At 70.6% G+C, this 15,368-nt stretch carries 16 protein-coding genes and 1 pseudogene; 11 read left to right on the forward strand and 6 right to left on the reverse strand.

Annotation, left to right across the window (positions count from 1 at the left end; translation table 11 throughout):
* The first annotated feature begins 21 nt into the window (after nucleotides 1-21).
* The 4 genes from ACZ4LX_RS19000 (at nucleotide 22) to ACZ4LX_RS19015 (ending at nucleotide 2,396) form a co-directional block, all read left to right on the forward strand.
* Complete coding sequence (locus tag ACZ4LX_RS19000) at nucleotides 22-756, forward strand: enoyl-CoA hydratase family protein (protein ID WP_467645817.1); 735 nt, start codon at nucleotides 22-24, stop codon at nucleotides 754-756.
* The gene (locus ACZ4LX_RS19005; protein ID WP_467645823.1) at nucleotides 744-1,322 is read left to right on the forward strand and encodes a TetR/AcrR family transcriptional regulator; all 579 of its coding nucleotides are present in this window, start codon (nucleotides 744-746) and stop codon (nucleotides 1,320-1,322) included. The genes ACZ4LX_RS19000 and ACZ4LX_RS19005 overlap by 13 nt, the downstream gene beginning before the upstream one ends.
* 173 nt (nucleotides 1,323-1,495) lie before the next feature.
* Nucleotides 1,496-1,750: a hypothetical protein gene (locus tag ACZ4LX_RS19010; RefSeq protein ID WP_467645827.1), complete on the forward strand. Its 255-nt coding sequence runs from the start codon at nucleotides 1,496-1,498 to the stop codon at nucleotides 1,748-1,750.
* 103 nt (nucleotides 1,751-1,853) lie between these two features.
* Nucleotides 1,854-2,396 (forward strand): GNAT family N-acetyltransferase, encoded by a 543-nt coding sequence (locus tag ACZ4LX_RS19015; RefSeq protein ID WP_467645830.1) that lies wholly within the window; start codon nucleotides 1,854-1,856, stop codon nucleotides 2,394-2,396.
* 45 nt (nucleotides 2,397-2,441) lie between these two features.
* On the opposite strand, the pseudogene ACZ4LX_RS19020 reads toward ACZ4LX_RS19015, so the two are convergent.
* From ACZ4LX_RS19020 to ACZ4LX_RS19030, 3 genes and pseudogenes are all read right to left on the reverse strand, one after another.
* Nucleotides 2,442-3,061 (reverse strand): annotated as a pseudogene (locus ACZ4LX_RS19020) (RloB family protein).
* Nucleotides 3,045-4,331 (reverse strand): AAA family ATPase, encoded by a 1,287-nt coding sequence (locus ACZ4LX_RS19025; protein ID WP_467645833.1) that lies wholly within the window; start codon nucleotides 4,329-4,331, stop codon nucleotides 3,045-3,047. Before ACZ4LX_RS19025 ends, ACZ4LX_RS19020 begins: the two are co-directional and overlap by 17 nt.
* 118 nt (nucleotides 4,332-4,449) lie before the next feature.
* Complete coding sequence (locus tag ACZ4LX_RS19030) at nucleotides 4,450-5,433, reverse strand: MarR family transcriptional regulator (RefSeq protein ID WP_467645836.1); 984 nt, start codon at nucleotides 5,431-5,433, stop codon at nucleotides 4,450-4,452.
* A gap of 641 nt (nucleotides 5,434-6,074) precedes the next feature.
* Between ACZ4LX_RS19030 and ACZ4LX_RS19035 the strand changes: the two genes are divergently transcribed.
* From ACZ4LX_RS19035 to ACZ4LX_RS19050, 4 genes are all read left to right on the forward strand, one after another.
* Nucleotides 6,075-6,182, forward strand: a complete 108-nt coding sequence (locus ACZ4LX_RS19035) for a DUF397 domain-containing protein (protein ID WP_467645840.1) — start codon at nucleotides 6,075-6,077, stop codon at nucleotides 6,180-6,182.
* Between the two features lie 15 nt (nucleotides 6,183-6,197).
* Nucleotides 6,198-6,785, forward strand: coding sequence for a hypothetical protein (locus ACZ4LX_RS19040; protein ID WP_467645842.1), 588 nt, complete (start codon nucleotides 6,198-6,200; stop codon nucleotides 6,783-6,785).
* Between the two features lie 332 nt (nucleotides 6,786-7,117).
* A complete protein-coding gene (locus tag ACZ4LX_RS19045) occupies nucleotides 7,118-7,360 on the forward strand; it encodes a hypothetical protein (protein ID WP_467645845.1) in 243 nt (80 codons plus the stop codon).
* On the forward strand, nucleotides 7,357-7,710 hold the full coding sequence (locus tag ACZ4LX_RS19050) for a beta/gamma crystallin domain-containing protein (protein WP_467645847.1): 354 nt from the start codon (nucleotides 7,357-7,359) through the stop codon (nucleotides 7,708-7,710). Before ACZ4LX_RS19045 ends, ACZ4LX_RS19050 begins: the two co-directional genes overlap by 4 nt.
* A gap of 117 nt (nucleotides 7,711-7,827) precedes the next feature.
* Here ACZ4LX_RS19050 and ACZ4LX_RS19055 read toward each other — a convergent pair whose 3' ends face one another.
* A complete protein-coding gene (locus tag ACZ4LX_RS19055) occupies nucleotides 7,828-8,487 on the reverse strand; it encodes a hypothetical protein (RefSeq protein WP_467645850.1) in 660 nt (219 codons plus the stop codon).
* 514 nt (nucleotides 8,488-9,001) lie between these two features.
* Nucleotides 9,002-10,111: a citrate synthase 2 gene (locus ACZ4LX_RS19060; protein ID WP_467645854.1), complete on the reverse strand. Its 1,110-nt coding sequence runs from the start codon at nucleotides 10,109-10,111 to the stop codon at nucleotides 9,002-9,004.
* A gap of 222 nt (nucleotides 10,112-10,333) precedes the next feature.
* Between ACZ4LX_RS19060 and pdxH the strand changes: the two genes are divergently transcribed.
* A complete protein-coding gene (gene pdxH, locus ACZ4LX_RS19065; protein WP_467646173.1) occupies nucleotides 10,334-10,966 on the forward strand; it encodes a pyridoxamine 5'-phosphate oxidase in 633 nt (210 codons plus the stop codon).
* Nucleotides 10,967-11,452: 486 nt separating this feature from the next.
* Entirely contained in the window at nucleotides 11,453-12,814 is a 1,362-nt protein-coding gene (locus ACZ4LX_RS19070; RefSeq protein ID WP_467645858.1) for a PAS domain-containing protein, read from the forward strand.
* Between the two features lie 107 nt (nucleotides 12,815-12,921).
* On the opposite strand, the gene ACZ4LX_RS19075 is transcribed toward ACZ4LX_RS19070, so the two are convergent.
* Entirely contained in the window at nucleotides 12,922-13,677 is a 756-nt protein-coding gene (locus tag ACZ4LX_RS19075) for an SIS domain-containing protein (protein WP_467645861.1), read from the reverse strand.
* 206 nt (nucleotides 13,678-13,883) lie between these two features.
* Here ACZ4LX_RS19075 and ACZ4LX_RS19080 point away from each other — a divergent pair, with 206 nt between their 5' ends.
* Nucleotides 13,884-14,576: a metal-dependent transcriptional regulator gene (locus tag ACZ4LX_RS19080; protein WP_467645864.1), complete on the forward strand. Its 693-nt coding sequence runs from the start codon at nucleotides 13,884-13,886 to the stop codon at nucleotides 14,574-14,576.
* Nucleotides 14,577-15,368 lie beyond the last annotated feature (792 nt).

Here is a 15,368-nt window from a genome sequence, read left to right on the forward strand (position 1 = left end):
CTACGACAGGGAGAAGCAGCCATGACCCTCGCTCCGCCTGTCCACGACCGGGGCGTCACCACCCTGACGCTCGACTCCCCGGCCAACCGCAACGCCCTGAGCGCACCGCTGGTGGCGGGGCTGACCGAGGCCCTGGACGCCTGCGCGGCGGACGGTGCCGTACGGGCGGTGGTCCTCACCCACACCGGGAACACGTTCTGCGCGGGCGCCGACCTCAGGGCACCGGCCGACCCGCACGCCTTCGTCGCGCTCATGCGGCAGATCATCACGCTGCCCAAACCGGTCGTCGCCCGGGTCACGGGCCACGTCCGGGCCGGCGGTCTCGGGCTGCTCGGCGCCTGTGACATCTCGGTGGCGGGCCCCGAGTCCTCCTTCGCCCTCACCGAATCGCGGCTCGGCCTCGCCCCCGCCGTGATCTCCCTGCCCCTGCTGCCCCGCCTGGACCCCCGCGCGGCGGCGCGCTACTACCTCACCGGCGAACGCTTCGACGCGACGGAGGCAGCCAGGACCGGCCTGGTCACGGTTGCGGCCGAGGACGTGGACAAGGCGCTCGTGCCGGTACTCGACGGGCTGCGCAGGGCCTCGCCCCAGGGGCTGGCGGCATCGAAGGAGCTGGTCACGGCTAGGGTGCGGGAGACTTTCGACCAGTACGCCGAAGACCTCATCGCCCGCTCTGCGGAACTCTTCGCCTCCGACGAGGCACGGGAGGGGATGACGGCCTTCCTGGAACGACGGGATCCCGCATGGCGGCTCTGACCCCACCCAAGCAGGACCGCAGCCGCGCCACCCGGCAGAGGCTCCTCGAAGCGGCGGTCTCCTGCCTCGCCGAACACGGCTGGGCGGGCTCCACCGTCTCCGTCGTCGCGATGCGCGCCGGCGTCTCGCGCGGCGCCGCCCAGCACCACTTCCCCACCCGCGAGGACCTGTTCACCGGAGCCGTCGAATACGTCGCCGAGGAACGCTCCGCCGCCCTGCGCGCCCTCCCCGGCGAGGACCGCGCCGTCGTCGTCGCCGCCCTGGTCGACCTCTACACGGGCCCGCTGTTCCGCGCCGCCCTGCAACTCTGGGTCGCCGCCTCCAACGAGGAACAGCTCCGCCCCCGCGTCACCGAACTCGAAGCCCGGGTGGGCCGCGAGACCCACCGCATCGCGGTCGCCCTCCTGAACGCCGACGAATCCCGCCCCGGTGTGAGGGAAACGGTCCAGGGCCTCCTCGACATGGCCCGCGGCCTGGGCCTCGCCAACGTCCTCACCGACGACACCGCGCGCCGCCGGAGGGTCGTCGCGCAGTGGGCGGTCCTGCTGGACGAGGCGCTGGGGTGAGGAGGCGGGGTGAGGCGCGGGGACGGATCCGGTCCTGCGTCGTCCCGGCTTCGTCCCGTGTCCTGGTGGCTGATTGGCGGGGGTGACGTCGCTCGCGATGCGTGGCACTGTCGTCTCCTCCGCTTCGCCGTCGGTTCAGGGGGTCAACGATGAGCGTCATCTACTTAGTTGCCGTGATCTTCGCGTTCGTGTGGTGGCTGGTCGCACGGGTGCCCCGTCCCACACCCGCAGCCGGCAAGTCATGGGGGTTGGGCGTTCTGGCCGTTTCCGCCCTCATCGTTTTCGTCACCTACATGCTCAGTGCCGACATCGAGGTGTCGGACAGCTACAGCGGCCCGTCGCCCCAGAAGGCTCTGACGCTCATCGCGCTGATCGCTGTCGCACCCGGTGCCGTCGCGGCCTTCGTGCGGTACGGGAAGACCGGGTAGACCCCGGCCGGGAGGGCCCAGAAGCGCCGAGGGGGCGTTCGCGGGCCGTTGAGGACCGTGGATATCCTTCCTCGTCCTGAACCGGCCCAGGAGGTCCCGCGCCATGAGTACCACCGCATCGCCCTTCCCCGAACGCATCGAGCTCACGGGCGAGGGCCTCGTCCTGCGCGACTGGACGGAGGCGGACCTGGCCGCGATGCCGGAGCTCTTCGACCACCCCGATGTCGCGCACTGGACGCCGATCGTCTCCCCGTTCGACGACGCTGCCGCCCGCACCCGGCTGGACAGGGCCCGTCAGCTGCGCGTGGAGGGCACGACCATCCTGCTCGCCATCACCACCGACGGCGGCGCGGCCCTGGGCGAGGTGATGCTGCGGCGCGCCCCCGAGGGCACGGAGATCGGTTACGCGGTCGGCCCCGCACACCGGGGCCAGGGCCTGGCCGCGCGGGCGGTGCGGGTGATGGCCGCGTACGCCTTCGAGGAACTGGGCGTCGAGCGGGTGATCCTGGAGCTGGAGGCCGAGAACACGTCCAGCGTCGCGGTGGCGAGGAAGACGGGCTTCAGCCTCCTCGACGTACCCCTGATCGAGGGCGAGGAGAAGGGACGGCCGTTCGTCCTCCAGACGTGGGGGCTGAACCGTCCCTGACGCGAGGATGCCGGACGGGTGACTCCGGGCGGCGGGTGGGGGCGCCTACTCGGGCCCTCCGATGGCACGAGCGAGTCTCCACATGCCTGTGGAGGGATTGACCCCCTGTTCCTTGCCCTCCGGGGCAAGCTTCTTCGCCCGGCGGACCGCCTCGCGCCAGCCGCTTGCGTAGTGACGGAAGTCCAGACCGGTCTTGGAGTAGCTGCCCGGAGCGTGCTTGTTCAGCAGGGGAACCAGCTGGTTGTACGAGGGTGCGTGCTTGCGGTGATCCGTGAAGTGCAGGAGCAGCCACACTTCGAAGCAAGGGTTGGACAGAGCGACGCCGATGCCGCTGCGGTCGGCCTCACGCAGGGCCTGGTCGATGTCGGTGAAACATCGACATCCAGGACGCACCACGCCTCGTCGTAGGCGTCGCCGGCCTCCTGGAGCAGCCTCGTCGTGTGCGCGACGACTTGAGAGGGGGCCCGGGGATGCTTCACGATCCTGACCGATACGGCAGGGTTCCGGACAGCGCTCTTGAGGCCCTGGACGTAGTCGTGTTCGGTCACCTCGGCGCCGCAGACGACCAATAAGCGCAGGCGCGGGGAACGAAGTCCGGTCTTCCTTCCGAGCTGTGACTCACGGGACGGACGCTTGCGTCCGTCCGGCTTAGCTTGCCGTGCCATGCCGTACTCCCCGTGTCGCCAGGGCCTTGGCGAAACTCTCGTCGATGAAGGGCACTCCGCCGTAGCTGCCGCCCAGATAGCGGCGCTCGTGGTTCTCTCCGGTGCGTGGTTTGAACTCGGACAGGGAGAACAGCCTCGTCTCGCCGTGCTGGTCCTTCTCCACGAACCACACCTGATCCCGCTTGAGGATGTCCTCGCCGTCGGCACGGCCGAGCAAGCTGGCGTCGTGGGAGGTGAAGACGAGTTGTGCGCCGCGAGGGTTGGTGGCCGGTTCCTGGAAGAGCTTGATGAGCTGGGTGGTGAGCAGCGGGTGCAGGCTGGAGTCGATCTCATCGACGATGAAGGTGCCGCCCCGACTCAGCACGGACAGGAATCGCGGGGCCTGTTCCAGCAGCGCCCGGGTGCCTGCGGACTCCTCGTGGAGCTCCATGCGGACGACGCCGGTCCGCCCTCGATGGCCGATCCACGGGCGCACGGCCTCGCGGGGTCCGGATTCCTCCAGCCTGGCGAGCTCACGCCGGGGCACCCGACCGTCGTACAGACGGCGCAGCGCCTCCTCGTCCATGACCTGCACCTCCGTCCCGTACTCCTCGATCCCGAGGTCGGCCGAGCGCAGGAGGGCCAGGAGGCCGGGAGTGTCCCAGGCCGACCCCGGCTCTCCGGGAGCAGCCCCCCGTGAGGACCCGCCGCCCCCGCTGAATCTCAGGCTTGTGGCGAACCAGTCGTAGACAGGACGGAAGTCCTTCTGCCTGGAGCGCGCGGCCATTGTCAGGAAGAGGACATTCGGTTCGGTGATGTTCTCGACCAGTTCCAGCTCACGTCTGGCCTGCGAGTCGCCCGGACTCACTTCTCCCTCGGCACGCTCGAAGATCTTGCGCTTCTTGCCGTGCGGGTAGCTGTACAGCCATTCGTCGAGCACGCGCTCGTCGTCGACGCTGAAGCCGTAGGTGTGGCGAACCCCGTCCAACACCAGATCCACCACGTACCAGGACGGCTCCTCGGCTGCGGCGGCGTCCAGACGGAACACGCTGCGGGTGATGCCGTCGCCGGGCTCCGCGTCACGATGCGAGTTCAGGACCATCCCCGCCATGTACTCCAGCGCGCCGATGAGGTTCGACTTGCCGGCCGCGTTGGCTCCGAACAGTCCGGCCACGGGGACGGCGGCCCAGTCCGTGCCCGGAGGGCGGTCCGCATCATAGGCGGGATAGAGCTGGAGCTCCTGTTCCTCGCGGACGGAGCGATGATTCGACACTCTGAAGTTCAGCAGCATGCGTGTGCCCTCCGCCCCGCGATTTTCTGGGTATGTGCGCAAGTGAATCGTGCAATACGGGCACTGGCAACCTTGCCTCAGGATCATGGGGCGCCGTGGCCGCTCGGAGGTATCCGGCTCAGGGGGTTTTGAGGAGGTCGCGGAGTCCGGCGACGAGTGTGGTGACGTCGCGTTCGGCGGGGGGTGCCACCGTGGTCTCCGTGTGGGTCTTGGGCTGGCGGCAGGGGCGGCAGAGGCCGTCGGGGAGTGCTGCGGCGGGGCCGGGGGCGCCGCAGTCGGTGCATTCCATCATCACGCGCGGGGTGGGGGTTCCGGCCGGGGGCGGGGTGGGTGTGGTGGGCAGGGCGGGCGGGAGTTTGTCGATGAGGCGTCGGCGGACGAAGCCGATGGGTGAGTCGACGTGGGCGGGCAGTCCGGCGGTGAGGGCGCTGGTGAGGTAGTCGGCGTTCACGCCGTGGGCGAACCAGCGTTCGGCGAGTTCCTGGAGGGCCGTGCAGTCGTCGGCGGAGAGCGTGAGCCGTGTGTCGAGGTGGCCGAGCCGGGCGAGCGCCAGATACGCGGGCGAGGAAGCCTCCGGCACCGGCACCGGCACCGGTTCGGGGGCGGCACGCGGTACGGGGACCGCCACGGGGATCGGCTTGGGCTCGGGGACCACGGGCCCGGATACGGGCGCGGGCATCGAGGTGGGTACCGGCTGGGGTGTTCCCAGCGTGAGATGGGCGGCCCACCACTCGCTGTCCTGGGCGGTGCGGGACCAGAAGGTGCGGAACACCCATCGCGTCTCGTCGCCGACACCGATCGCGCATCGCACGCGGCGCAGGTGCCCGGCCACCGACAGGGCGGTCAGGGCGGAGGCGATGGCCTGCTGGCCGTAGAGCGGGATCTGTTTGGCGAGGCATTTCACGCTCATCGACGCGCCCTCGGGAAGGTGGTCGATGAACCCCGCGATGTACCGCTCGCGCACGGGCAGCAGAGCGAAGTCATCAGGATGAGGAGGGAGTTGGTCCGGGGTGGAGCGCTTGCCGTAGCCGGGCTGGGCCATCGGGTACGGGGCCGCCACTGCGGGCGCGGGCAGGGCGGGACTAAAATCCTGGGAAGCCACGGGATCGCCTTTTCGATCTTGGGGTCAGACCCCGGCTCGGTGCTGATTACACCGGTCGGGGTCGCTTTGTTCTCGCACCGTAGACAGTCGCGACGCTCTGTCGCAAGCCGTCACCATTAGTCATACTTGCTCGCCGTTACGGGCAGGGAGGTAGGGGAGGTTTCCCCAACCCCCCTGTATTCAGTGGCCGGTTAAAAGAAGGCGCTCGAATCTCGCGGCTCGCATCTCGAAGCTCGTATCTCGGGTCTCAAGCTCCGGGCCCGACCCGCCCCACCGCCCCTCGAACGGGTGAACAGCCCCTCCCGTCAGTCGAAGCTTGGGGCTCGCGTCTCGCGTCTCGAAGCTCGAAGCTCGGGACCCGAGATGCGAGCTTCGGGCTTCGAGCCGCGGGAGCTCGTACATATCTTCTGTACGGGTCGCCGAGGCGTGAAGTCCGGTTCCGCGTCGCGGCCGGCCTCACCCAGGCTCAACTGGCCGATGCGGTAGGCATCCAGGTGGAGACGGTCGCGTCCTCGCATGCTCGTCTCCGACCCTGATGAGATCAGCATCCTGTCCCAGAAATATGCGATGCTGCGAGCTCAGGCCCTCAGGCCGGAAGCCACCCCGGGCCTGCTGGACCGTCTGCTGGGAGGCCGAGACCGATGAGCACTGCACGCGCGTGGTTCAAGTCCAGTTACAGCGGTGACGAGGGCGGCCGGTGCGTCGAGGTCGCCGCTTGGGCCGCTTTCACCGCACACGTGGGCCGCTGAGGAGCTGGGGGAATCGTGGGGGACTACTTCCAGACGGTCGTCGACCTCGACGCCACCGAGCGGGATGCCCAGGAGCTCGGGGCCCGGGTCCTGGACTGGCTGATCGCCGAAGGCATCGTGGCCGCCGAGCGCACCGACTGCGTCCTGGGCGGTGACGGATACGGGCACGCACCCGGCCCGCACTTCACCAAGGCCGTCGACGACCCGGACCCGGTCGACCTGTGGTCCAACGGGCTGCACGTCCAGACCGGCCGCACGGTCTTCGACAGCGGCCAGGGAGACGCGGGCGCGGCCGTCTGCCCGCTCTGCCGGACCGAGATCCGGCTGGTCGACGAGGTGTGGGAGCCCATCGAGTCCGCCTGGGAACCCTTCAGAGGGCGGTTCCACGACTGGGCCGAACGCGGCGGCGAAGGGATCGTGCACTGTCCGTCCTGTGAAGGCGCCTCCGGGATCGACCGGTGGAGCTGGGAGGACGACTACTACGCGTGCGGGAACCTCGGGTTCACGTTCTGGGGCTGGGCGGAGCTGACGTCCGGCTTCACCCGGGAGATCGGCCGCAGACTGGGCGGCCACCGCACCGCGCTCCTCGCCGGAAAGCTGTAGCCGGAAGGCTGTAGCGGGAGAGTTCTGGCCGGGAGTTGTAGCCGGAGGCTTTGTACAGACCCTGACGCGGCGGGGCTCGGGGCGCCCTGGAGCGCCCCGGGCCGCCCCGACACGGCCCGGCCGCCCGGACACGGCCCGGCCGCCCGGAACCGTACGCGTGCCGGCCGGTCCCACCAGGCCCCGCAGTCCCCCGGCCTCGCCATCCCCACTCGACCTCGCCGCCCCTACGCGTCCTGCCCTGCCCCGCCTTTCTGTCAGGAGGCAGAAAAACGGCAAAGCTCCCTGATGTCTCGATCTGGACATTTAGGGGTCTATTTCCGGACCGGGGAGTCGTGGGTGATTGCTATATGCAGCCGCCCTGCGCGATCTTCGTAAAGCAGGAAAAAGGGCGGCAATGGCGACAATGTGCGACGGGCGAATGGATTTTCGATGCCTTTTCGTTCCCCGCGCCGACGCTTGGCCTTTCCGTTCGAAAGTCGAAGGTTGAATGCTGGCGGCTCAATGTCGAAGGTCGAGGACTGATGACCGGAGGCGTGGTGCCGGATGGCGAAATTCGGATGAAGGGGATCTTGTGATTTCGAAGACGAAGAGGGCTGCCCGTTCCCTGGGTGTGGCGATCGCCGCCACCGCAGCGGTCACGATGATGATGCCCACGAGCAACGCCGTCGCCATCGACCACATCGAGTGCCGTGGCGGGGAGAACTTCCTGAAGATCTGGTCCCACCTGAACGGCGCCACCAGTGTGGACTGCTATGCGAACAAGGGCCGGACCGGTTTCGGGAGTTGGTGGATCGACCGCATTTCCACGGGCAACAACGACCTCATCTACTACGACGTGAACGGTGACTCGATCCGCATCGACCGGTGGACCGACATCACGTTCCCGAACAACCCGCCGCGGGTCAAGGACATCGAAATCCTCTGACTCCTTCCGCGGAATTCCCTTCGGGCCCGTACACCGGCGCCCCGAAGGCGAGTGGCCGCCGGCCGGGCATGTCGTCAAGGACGAGATGCCCGGCGCCGCGGCCACGGGAAAAGAAGGTCAGCTGGTCCAGAGGACCGGGCTGTCGCTGTACGCGTCACCCTCGTCGAACTCGGCGGCCGCGATGGGATCGGTCTTCGAGGCGCTGAGCGAGCAGGTCTCGTACGACGCGCCCTTGGTGGTGAAGTCGCGGGGGGCCGTCTCGTTGTCGCACTTGCCCGGCAGGTCGCCGATCAGGATGACGCCCGTGGGGGCGCCGCCCGCCAGCTTGCCGCGCAGCCTCAGCGACGCGTACGACAGGTCGGTGCCGCCGACGTTCTCCACCTTCAGCCGGATGTAATAGGGCGTCATGCCCTTCGCCTTCGCGCCGAACGGGGCCATGTCGGCCTCGGCGCCCTTCTCGATCGCCTTGACCGTCACGGCGATGGTGCCCTTCTTCTCCGTCCCGTACTTGAACGGCAGGACCGCCCGGTCACCGACCTTGAGCTTCGTGCCCGGTGCGGTGACATCGCCACCGGCCGGAGCGGCGTCGTCGCCGCTCGGGTCCGCGGACGGGCTCTCGCTGCCCGGGTCCGACGATGCCGGGTCGGGCGATGCCGGGGCGGAGGCCGACGGCGACTCCTGCGCCGATGACGAGTCGTCGCCGTCATTGCAGGCCGTGAGCCCGAGCGCCACGGTGGTGAGAGCGACTGCGGAGAAGATGCGTCCCGTGCGTGTCATTTTGACCTAACTGGCAGTGAGGGCCGCCCCCGTAGGACAGCCGGAGCGTTCAACGACCGGACGACACCTCCGGCCCTGTGACCGGATGTGCGTGAGCGGCGCGCCTCGGTGGCGGTTGTCACCGGGGCGCGCCGTGACGCATCTCAGAATGGGGTGGAAATGACACAGGCGCGCCACAGGTTTGCGACGGGTGCGGCACGGCTCGGCGTGCCGATGCCCCCACCGCCGTCACGTCGCTGGACGGGCCCTCCGCGCCGTACGTCGGTCGTCGCGTCGCACTGTGTCAGTCGTCGCGCAGGTTTGCACCGCGCGATGGGGGGGCGGGGGTCTGCGTGAACGTGCGGTCAACCGTGACGAGTTCGGCGCCCAGCGTCTCGGCGAGAGCGACCCAAGGGCTGTCCCGCAATTCCTGGCGGGCGCACGACCAGGAAATGCGGGACAGCCCTTGGGTGGCGTCGTGGGGCCGCATGGTGTGTCACAGCGGTCCCGTCGCCCGCACTTTGGCCCCGGCCGGTCAGTTCCCCAGGTCGGCCAGCTGATCGAACCCCGGGATCTCCCGAGGGCTACGTGTTCCCGGCCCGATGTACGTGGCCGACGGCCGCACCAGGCGCCCCGTCCGCTTCTGTTCCAGGATGTGCGCCGACCAGCCCGCCGTGCGCGCGCACGTGAACATCGATGTGAACATGGGTGCCGGAATCTCCGCGAAGTCCAGCATGATCGCCGCCCAGAACTCCACGTTCGTCGCCAGCACCCGGTCCGGGCGCCGGGCGTGCAGCTCCTCCAGCGCGGCCTTCTCCAGCGCCAGCGCCACCTCGAACCTCGGCGCGCCGAGCTCTTCGGCGGTACGGCGCAGGACCCGTGCGCGGGGGTCCTCGGCGCGGTAGACGCGGTGGCCGAAGCCCATCAGGCGTTCGCCCCTGTCCAGGGCCCGCTTCACGTACGCGGTGGCGTCCCCGGTCCGTTCGATCTCCTCGATCATGCCGAGGACGCGGGACGGGGCGCCGCCGTGCAGCGGGCCCGACATCGCGCCCACCGCGCCGGACAGCGCGGCGGCCACATCGGCGCCGGTGGAGGCGATGACGCGGGCGGTGAACGTCGAGGCGTTCATGCCGTGCTCGGCGGCCGACGTCCAGTACGCGTCGACGGCCTTCACATGCAGGGGATCCGGCTCACCGCGCCAGCGGATCATGAACCGCTCCACAACGGATCCGGCCTTGTCGATCTCGCTCTGCGGGACCATCGGCCGGCCCTGTCCCCGCGCGGACTGCGCGACGTACGACAGCGCCATGACGGCGGCCCGCGCCAGGTCGTTGCGGGCGGTCTCCTCGTCGATGTCCAGCAGTGGCTTCAGGCCCCACACGGGCGCCAGCATCGCCAGGGCGGACTGGACGTCCACGCGGATGTCGCCGGAGTGCACCGGGATCGGGAACGGCTCGGCGGGCGGCAGACCGGGACTGAACGCCCCGTCGACCAGCAGCCCCCACACATGGCCGAACGACACATGGCCGACGAGATCCTCGATGTCGACGCCTCGGTAACGCAGCGAACCGCCTTCCTTGTCGGGTTCGGCGATTTCCGTTTCGAACGCGACGACTCCTTCGAGTCCGGGTACGAAGTCGGACATCAGACGGCTCCCTCGGTCGGCGGCTGCGGGCGGGCTCCGGGGCCCACCCAAGATACTGGCGGGTTCCGACGTGACCGGGAAGCGTGACAACCGGCACAGCTTCCCCGTCGCACCCGGAACGGCGGTGGCGGACCTCCTTGCCGGTGGACGCGGCCGCTGCGGCAGGATGACACCGTGCCCACCGCAGACTCCTCCTCCGATTCCACCACCGATCCGGCCGCGATGCGCGAGCAGTACCGTTCCGAGGCCTTCACCGAGGACGGTCTCGCCGCCGATCCGATGCGGCAGTTCGCCCACTGGTTCCGGCAGGTCGCCGCAGGCGGCATGCTCCACGAGCCGAACGCCATGGTGGTCTCCACGGCGACCCCCGAAGGCCTGCCGTCCTCCCGCACGGTGCTGCTGAAGATGTACGACGAGCGCGGCTTCGTCTTCTTCACCAACTACGGGTCCCGCAAGGGCCGCGAGCTGACCGCCAACCCGCATGTGGCGCTCCTCTTCCCCTGGCACCCGCTGGCCCGCCAGGTCATCGTCACCGGCACCGCGGCCCGGGTCCCCCGCGAGGAGACCGTCGCCTACTTCCGTACCCGGCCCCACGGCTCCCAGCTCGGCGCCTGGGCCAGCGACCAGTCCACGGTGATCGCCTCCCGCGAGGAGCTGCTCCACCGCTACGAGGACCTCGCGGCCCGCTACCCGGAGGGCGAGAAGGTCCCGGCGCCCCCGCACTGGGGCGGCTTCCGCGTCGTTCCCGACACGATCGAGTTCTGGCAGGGCCATGAGAACCGGCTCCACGACCGGCTGCGGTACGTGCGGGAGGCGGGGGACGCCGGGTGGCGCGTCGAGAGGCTGTGCCCGTAGGACGGTGCCGCAGCCCGTGTCGCGGGTGGCGCCTCCCGTGTCGGGGCGGCGCCACCCATGTCGGGGAGAGTCACGCGTCGGCCCCATGCCAGGGAGGGGCGCCGCCCGTGCCGGGGAGGGCGCCGGCCCCGACATGCAGAAACCCGCAGGCTCTGGTCCCTCCTTGCGGAGGAGCCGGCCGGACATACCGGCGAGCCTGCGGGTCGGTGACTGCTTGGGATTGGCCGATGACCGGCCTGCACTGCAAAGAGCGCGACAACGGGCGTCAGCCCGCAGTCACCTCACGAGTCCGAGAAGAAATCACTTCCGGAACACCTCCTTTCTGCGTGTGGCAGCAGCCTAGGAAGCTCTCCCGCTCCGGACAACCGAATTATCGGAGCCATGGATTTCCGGCGATTTCCGGGAAGTCGATGTGTGCTGCGTCACGTTCGAGTTCAATGGTCTGACGTGCGGCAATGACGGACGCGGCCTGCAGGGGGTCCGGGGATGAGTGCTTCCACGAGCAGCGGAACGACCGATGCTCTCGGTCCCGAACCGATTCCCGGGGCGGAGCTGCTGGCGGCCCTCCTCGACGGCATGGACGCCGCCCTGTGTGCCTTCGACGCCGACGGCACCGTCACCCACTGGAACCGCGAGGCCGAGCGGATCCTCGGCTGGTCGGCCGAGGAGGCCGTGGGCCGGCCGGGGTTCGCCGGGTGGGCCGTGCGGCGGGCGGACGCGGGCGAGGTGCAGGGGCGGCTGATGGCCGTCATGGACGGGGCCGGGCGCCGGGTGCACGAGTTCGCGCTGCTGCGCAAGGACGGCGGGCGGGTGCTGGTGCGGACCCAGTCGGCCGGGGTGCGGGGCGCGGACGGGAAGCCCGCCGGGGTGTACTGCGCGTTCAGCGAGGTCCATGCGCAGATCGATCTGGAGCGGTCCATCGCGCTGAGCGAGGCGCTGTTCGAGGACGCGTCATGGGGTGTGGTCCTCGTCGACGTGGACCTGCGGCCCACCGTCGTCAACCGACACGCGGCCCGTGCGCTGGGCGGTGGCCGTACGGCGCTGCTCGGCCGGCCCCTCGGCGAGCTGATCGTGCAGGGTGTCGAGGACCTGGAGGGCGCCCTCCAGCACGTGCTGGCCGAGGGCGCCCCACCCTCCCCCGCCGAGTTGTGGGTGACGCTGCGCACGGGCGAGGGCGACCGGCGGCGCTGCTGGCGCAGCGGCTTCCTGCGGCTGGCCTCCCCGCTCGCGGAGGAGCCGGTGCCACTCGGTGTCGGCTGGCTGTTCCAGGACGTGACCGCGGCGAAGCTGGCGGCCCAGGAAGCGGACCGGGCGCGGTTCCGGTCGAACCAGCTGCACCGGGCGTCACGGTCGGCCGCCGAGTGCGAGGACCCGATGGAGGCGGCCACGTCGTCGCTGGACTACGCCCTCGCGGGCTTCGCCGACCATGCGCTGATCGACCTGGTGGCGGGCGAGCGGCTGGTGCGCGCCGCGCAGACCCCGTCCGACGAGCCGGGGCCGTGCCTGCCGGTGGCCGGGGGAGGCATCCCGCTGCGGTACGCGCCGGGGCACCCGGCCCTTCAGGCGGTGGACCGCACGGGGTCGGTACGGGCCTCGGCGGGGGCCGGTTCGGCGCAGGCGGCGGGGGAGTGGGCGGCGGAGCGCCGGTGGCCGGCCGGCTCGGTGCACGCGCTGTGCGTGGTGCTGCGGAGCCGGGGGCGGACGCTGGGCGTGGTGACGTTCCTGCGCTCGTCGCACCGCGCCGCGTTCGAGCGCCCGGACGCGGTGTACGCGGAGAGCGTGGCGGACCGGGTTGCGGCGTCGGTGGACCTGCACCGGGCGGTGAGCGCCGGCCCGCCCGGCGCCTGAGGACGGAAGCCGTGCCGGGGGCGGGCGCTCACCCCGTGTGCGGGCCCCGGCCGTACCGCGGCCCGCCCCCGGTCGCCCGTACCGCGGCCCGCCCCCCGGCCGGGCGCTCAGTGCCGGTAGAAGATCCGGTCCGCGTACTCCGTCATGACCCGGCCGTTCCACTCGTGGCCCCCGTCGACGTTGCCCGACCGCAGCAGCGGCGGCTCGACGCCCCGCTCCAGCAGCCGTTCCGAGGCGGCGGCCATCATCGCCTGCATGATCGCGCTGGTGACGACGGTCGACGCGGGGGCGAAGGGGGCCTCGATGCCGTCGACGTCCAGCTCCGCGTCGCCGATCGCGATCTTGCTGTCCAGGACGATGTCGCAGTGGTCCCGCAGGAAACCGCCCGAGCTGTGCCGGGACCGGGTGCCCTCCGCGTACGCGACCGAGGTGACTCCGATGACCTTCAGGCCCAGGGCGCGGGCGTTCATCGCCATCTCCACCGGCAGGGCGTTGCGTCCGGACAGCGAGATGATCACGAGGACGTCGCCCGGCTTCGCCGGGCTGGAGTCGAGCACCGCGCCCGCGAGGCCGTCGACCCGCTCCAGGGCCGAGCCGAGAGTCGCCGGCATGACGTCGACGCCTAGGGTGCCGGGGACGGCCAGCACGTTCATGAGCGCGAGCCCGCCCGCGCGGTAGACGACGTCCTGGGCGGCCAGCGAGGAGTGCCCGGCGCCGAAGGCGAAGAGCCTGCCGCCCGCGACGACGGTGTCGGCGATCGCGTCACCGGCTGCCGCGATGGAGCCGGACTCCTCGTCGCGCACGCGCTCCAGCAGGCCGATCGCTGCGTCGAGGAACTGACGGGCCAGCTTGCTTTCGCTCATCGAGTAGGGCCTTTCCGGCGGAGTGGGGTGTCCAGGGGGCGTCCGTACCGCCGATCACGTTGCGGTCTGGACCAGTGACATGTCAATACCGCGCGGGCCGTTCCCGGCCTTGCCGGAAGGGCTCCTTCGGACGGTGAGGCACGGTTGTCGGCGCGATGCGTCAGAATTGGACGAGGGCCAGCGCACGACTGCATCGAGGGGCACGAATGTCCGGACTGATCGACACGACGGAGATGTATCTCCGCACCATCCTCGAACTCGAAGAGGAAGGCGTGGTCCCCATGCGCGCCCGGATCGCTGAACGGCTGGACCAGAGCGGTCCGACCGTCAGCCAGACGGTGGCGCGGATGGAGCGCGACGGCCTGGTGCAGGTCGCGGGGGACCGGCACCTGGAGCTGACGGATGAGGGGCGCCGGCTGGCGACCCGCGTGATGCGCAAGCACCGGCTCGCCGAGTGCCTGCTCGTCGACGTGATCGGCCTGGAGTGGGAGCAGGTCCACGCCGAGGCATGTCGCTGGGAACACGTGATGAGCGAGGCGGTGGAGCGGCGGGTGCTGGAGCTGCTGCGTCACCCGACGGAGTCTCCTTACGGGAATCCCATTCCGGGCCTCGAGGAGTTGGGCGAGAAGGCCGAGGCCGATCCGTTCATCGACGAGGGCATGGTCAGCCTCTCGGAGCTCGACCCGGGCGCGGACGGCAAGACGGTGGTGGTCCGCCGGATCGGAGAGCCGATCCAGACGGACGCCCAGCTGATGTACACGCTGCGGCGGGCGGGCGTGCAGCCCGGTTCCGTGGTCAGCGTGACGCAGTCGGCCGGCGGGGTCCTGGTCGGCAGCAGTGGCGAGGCGGCGGAGCTCGACGCGGAAGTGGCTTCGCACGTGTTCGTGGCGAAGCGCTGAGCCCTGGGCGAGCGCTGGGCACTCCACCGCTCGGCCCGAGCGCCGGCCGGGTGGCGGGCGCCGAGCGCTGCGCCCCGGCCCGAGCACCGGGTGCTGGGCGCCGGGCGCCGGGTGCTGACGTGTGCGTCGGTGCGCCCCTGTGCACCGGCGCTGGACGCGGGCGAGTGGTGAACCGGGCGCATTTCCGGACGCGGCGATGCTCCGTATGTGAGTAGGCGCCGAGGCGCGGACAGCGGACGATCAGTGGTTGCTGACGTCCGTTTTCCGTTTTTCCGTCCGGAATTGCAGCGCCCGGACGGATCGCGTGCCAGGCTGTCGCGCAGGGATACCTGAGAGTGCCGGCCATCTGGCCGTGCGGTCGGGGAGGGGAGCAGGGAATGCGCCCGTCGTACTGGCATGTCCGGCCTGCACACCGGGAGAGGGCTGTCGTGGTTCCGCGGGCCCGTTCCGTGGACGCGGCCGAGGGGATGCCTCCACCGTGTCCGTACGCCCCGGCGCACGCGGTTGTCGCGCGCCCCTCGATGTCCGAGTCGCGCCCCCGGGCCGGTCGCTGCGGAACGACGGACGGCCCCGACGGCGGAGGGCTCCGGAACGGTGCAGGTCCCCGGAACGGCGCAGGTTCCCGGACCGACGGATGCCCCAGGACCGACGGATGGCCCGGGACCGACGGATGCCCCGGGACGACGGATGGCCCCGGCGCCGCAAGGCGCCGGGGCCTTTCCTCCCCTGTGACGACCTGGAGCCCCGAGCTCTCAAGGTCGGTTCCCGCGAGCCCTCATCCCCGAGTGGCCC

It is taken from the genome of Streptomyces sp. NPDC026062 (genome assembly GCF_055568375.1).

Excerpts from the sequence above, each read along its gene's own strand:
- ACZ4LX_RS19015 (WP_467645830.1), top strand. The coding sequence starts at position 1,854 with ATGAGTACCACCGCATCGCCCTTCCCCGAACGCATCGAGCTCACGGGC.
- ACZ4LX_RS19005 (WP_467645823.1), top strand. The coding sequence starts at position 744 with ATGGCGGCTCTGACCCCACCCAAGCAGGACCGCAGCCGCGCCACCCGG.
- ACZ4LX_RS19000 (WP_467645817.1), top strand. The coding sequence starts at position 22 with ATGACCCTCGCTCCGCCTGTCCACGACCGGGGCGTCACCACCCTGACG.
- ACZ4LX_RS19055 (WP_467645850.1), bottom strand. The coding sequence starts at position 8,487 with ATGACACGCACGGGACGCATCTTCTCCGCAGTCGCTCTCACCACCGTG.
- ACZ4LX_RS19025 (WP_467645833.1), bottom strand. The coding sequence starts at position 4,331 with ATGCTGCTGAACTTCAGAGTGTCGAATCATCGCTCCGTCCGCGAGGAA.
- pdxH (WP_467646173.1), top strand. The coding sequence starts at position 10,334 with ATGCGCGAGCAGTACCGTTCCGAGGCCTTCACCGAGGACGGTCTCGCC.
- ACZ4LX_RS19060 (WP_467645854.1), bottom strand. The coding sequence starts at position 10,111 with ATGTCCGACTTCGTACCCGGACTCGAAGGAGTCGTCGCGTTCGAAACG.
- ACZ4LX_RS19075 (WP_467645861.1), bottom strand. The coding sequence starts at position 13,677 with ATGAGCGAAAGCAAGCTGGCCCGTCAGTTCCTCGACGCAGCGATCGGC.
- ACZ4LX_RS19080 (WP_467645864.1), top strand. The coding sequence starts at position 13,884 with ATGTCCGGACTGATCGACACGACGGAGATGTATCTCCGCACCATCCTC.
- ACZ4LX_RS19070 (WP_467645858.1), top strand. The coding sequence starts at position 11,453 with ATGAGTGCTTCCACGAGCAGCGGAACGACCGATGCTCTCGGTCCCGAA.
- ACZ4LX_RS19035 (WP_467645840.1), top strand. The coding sequence starts at position 6,075 with ATGAGCACTGCACGCGCGTGGTTCAAGTCCAGTTACAGCGGTGACGAG.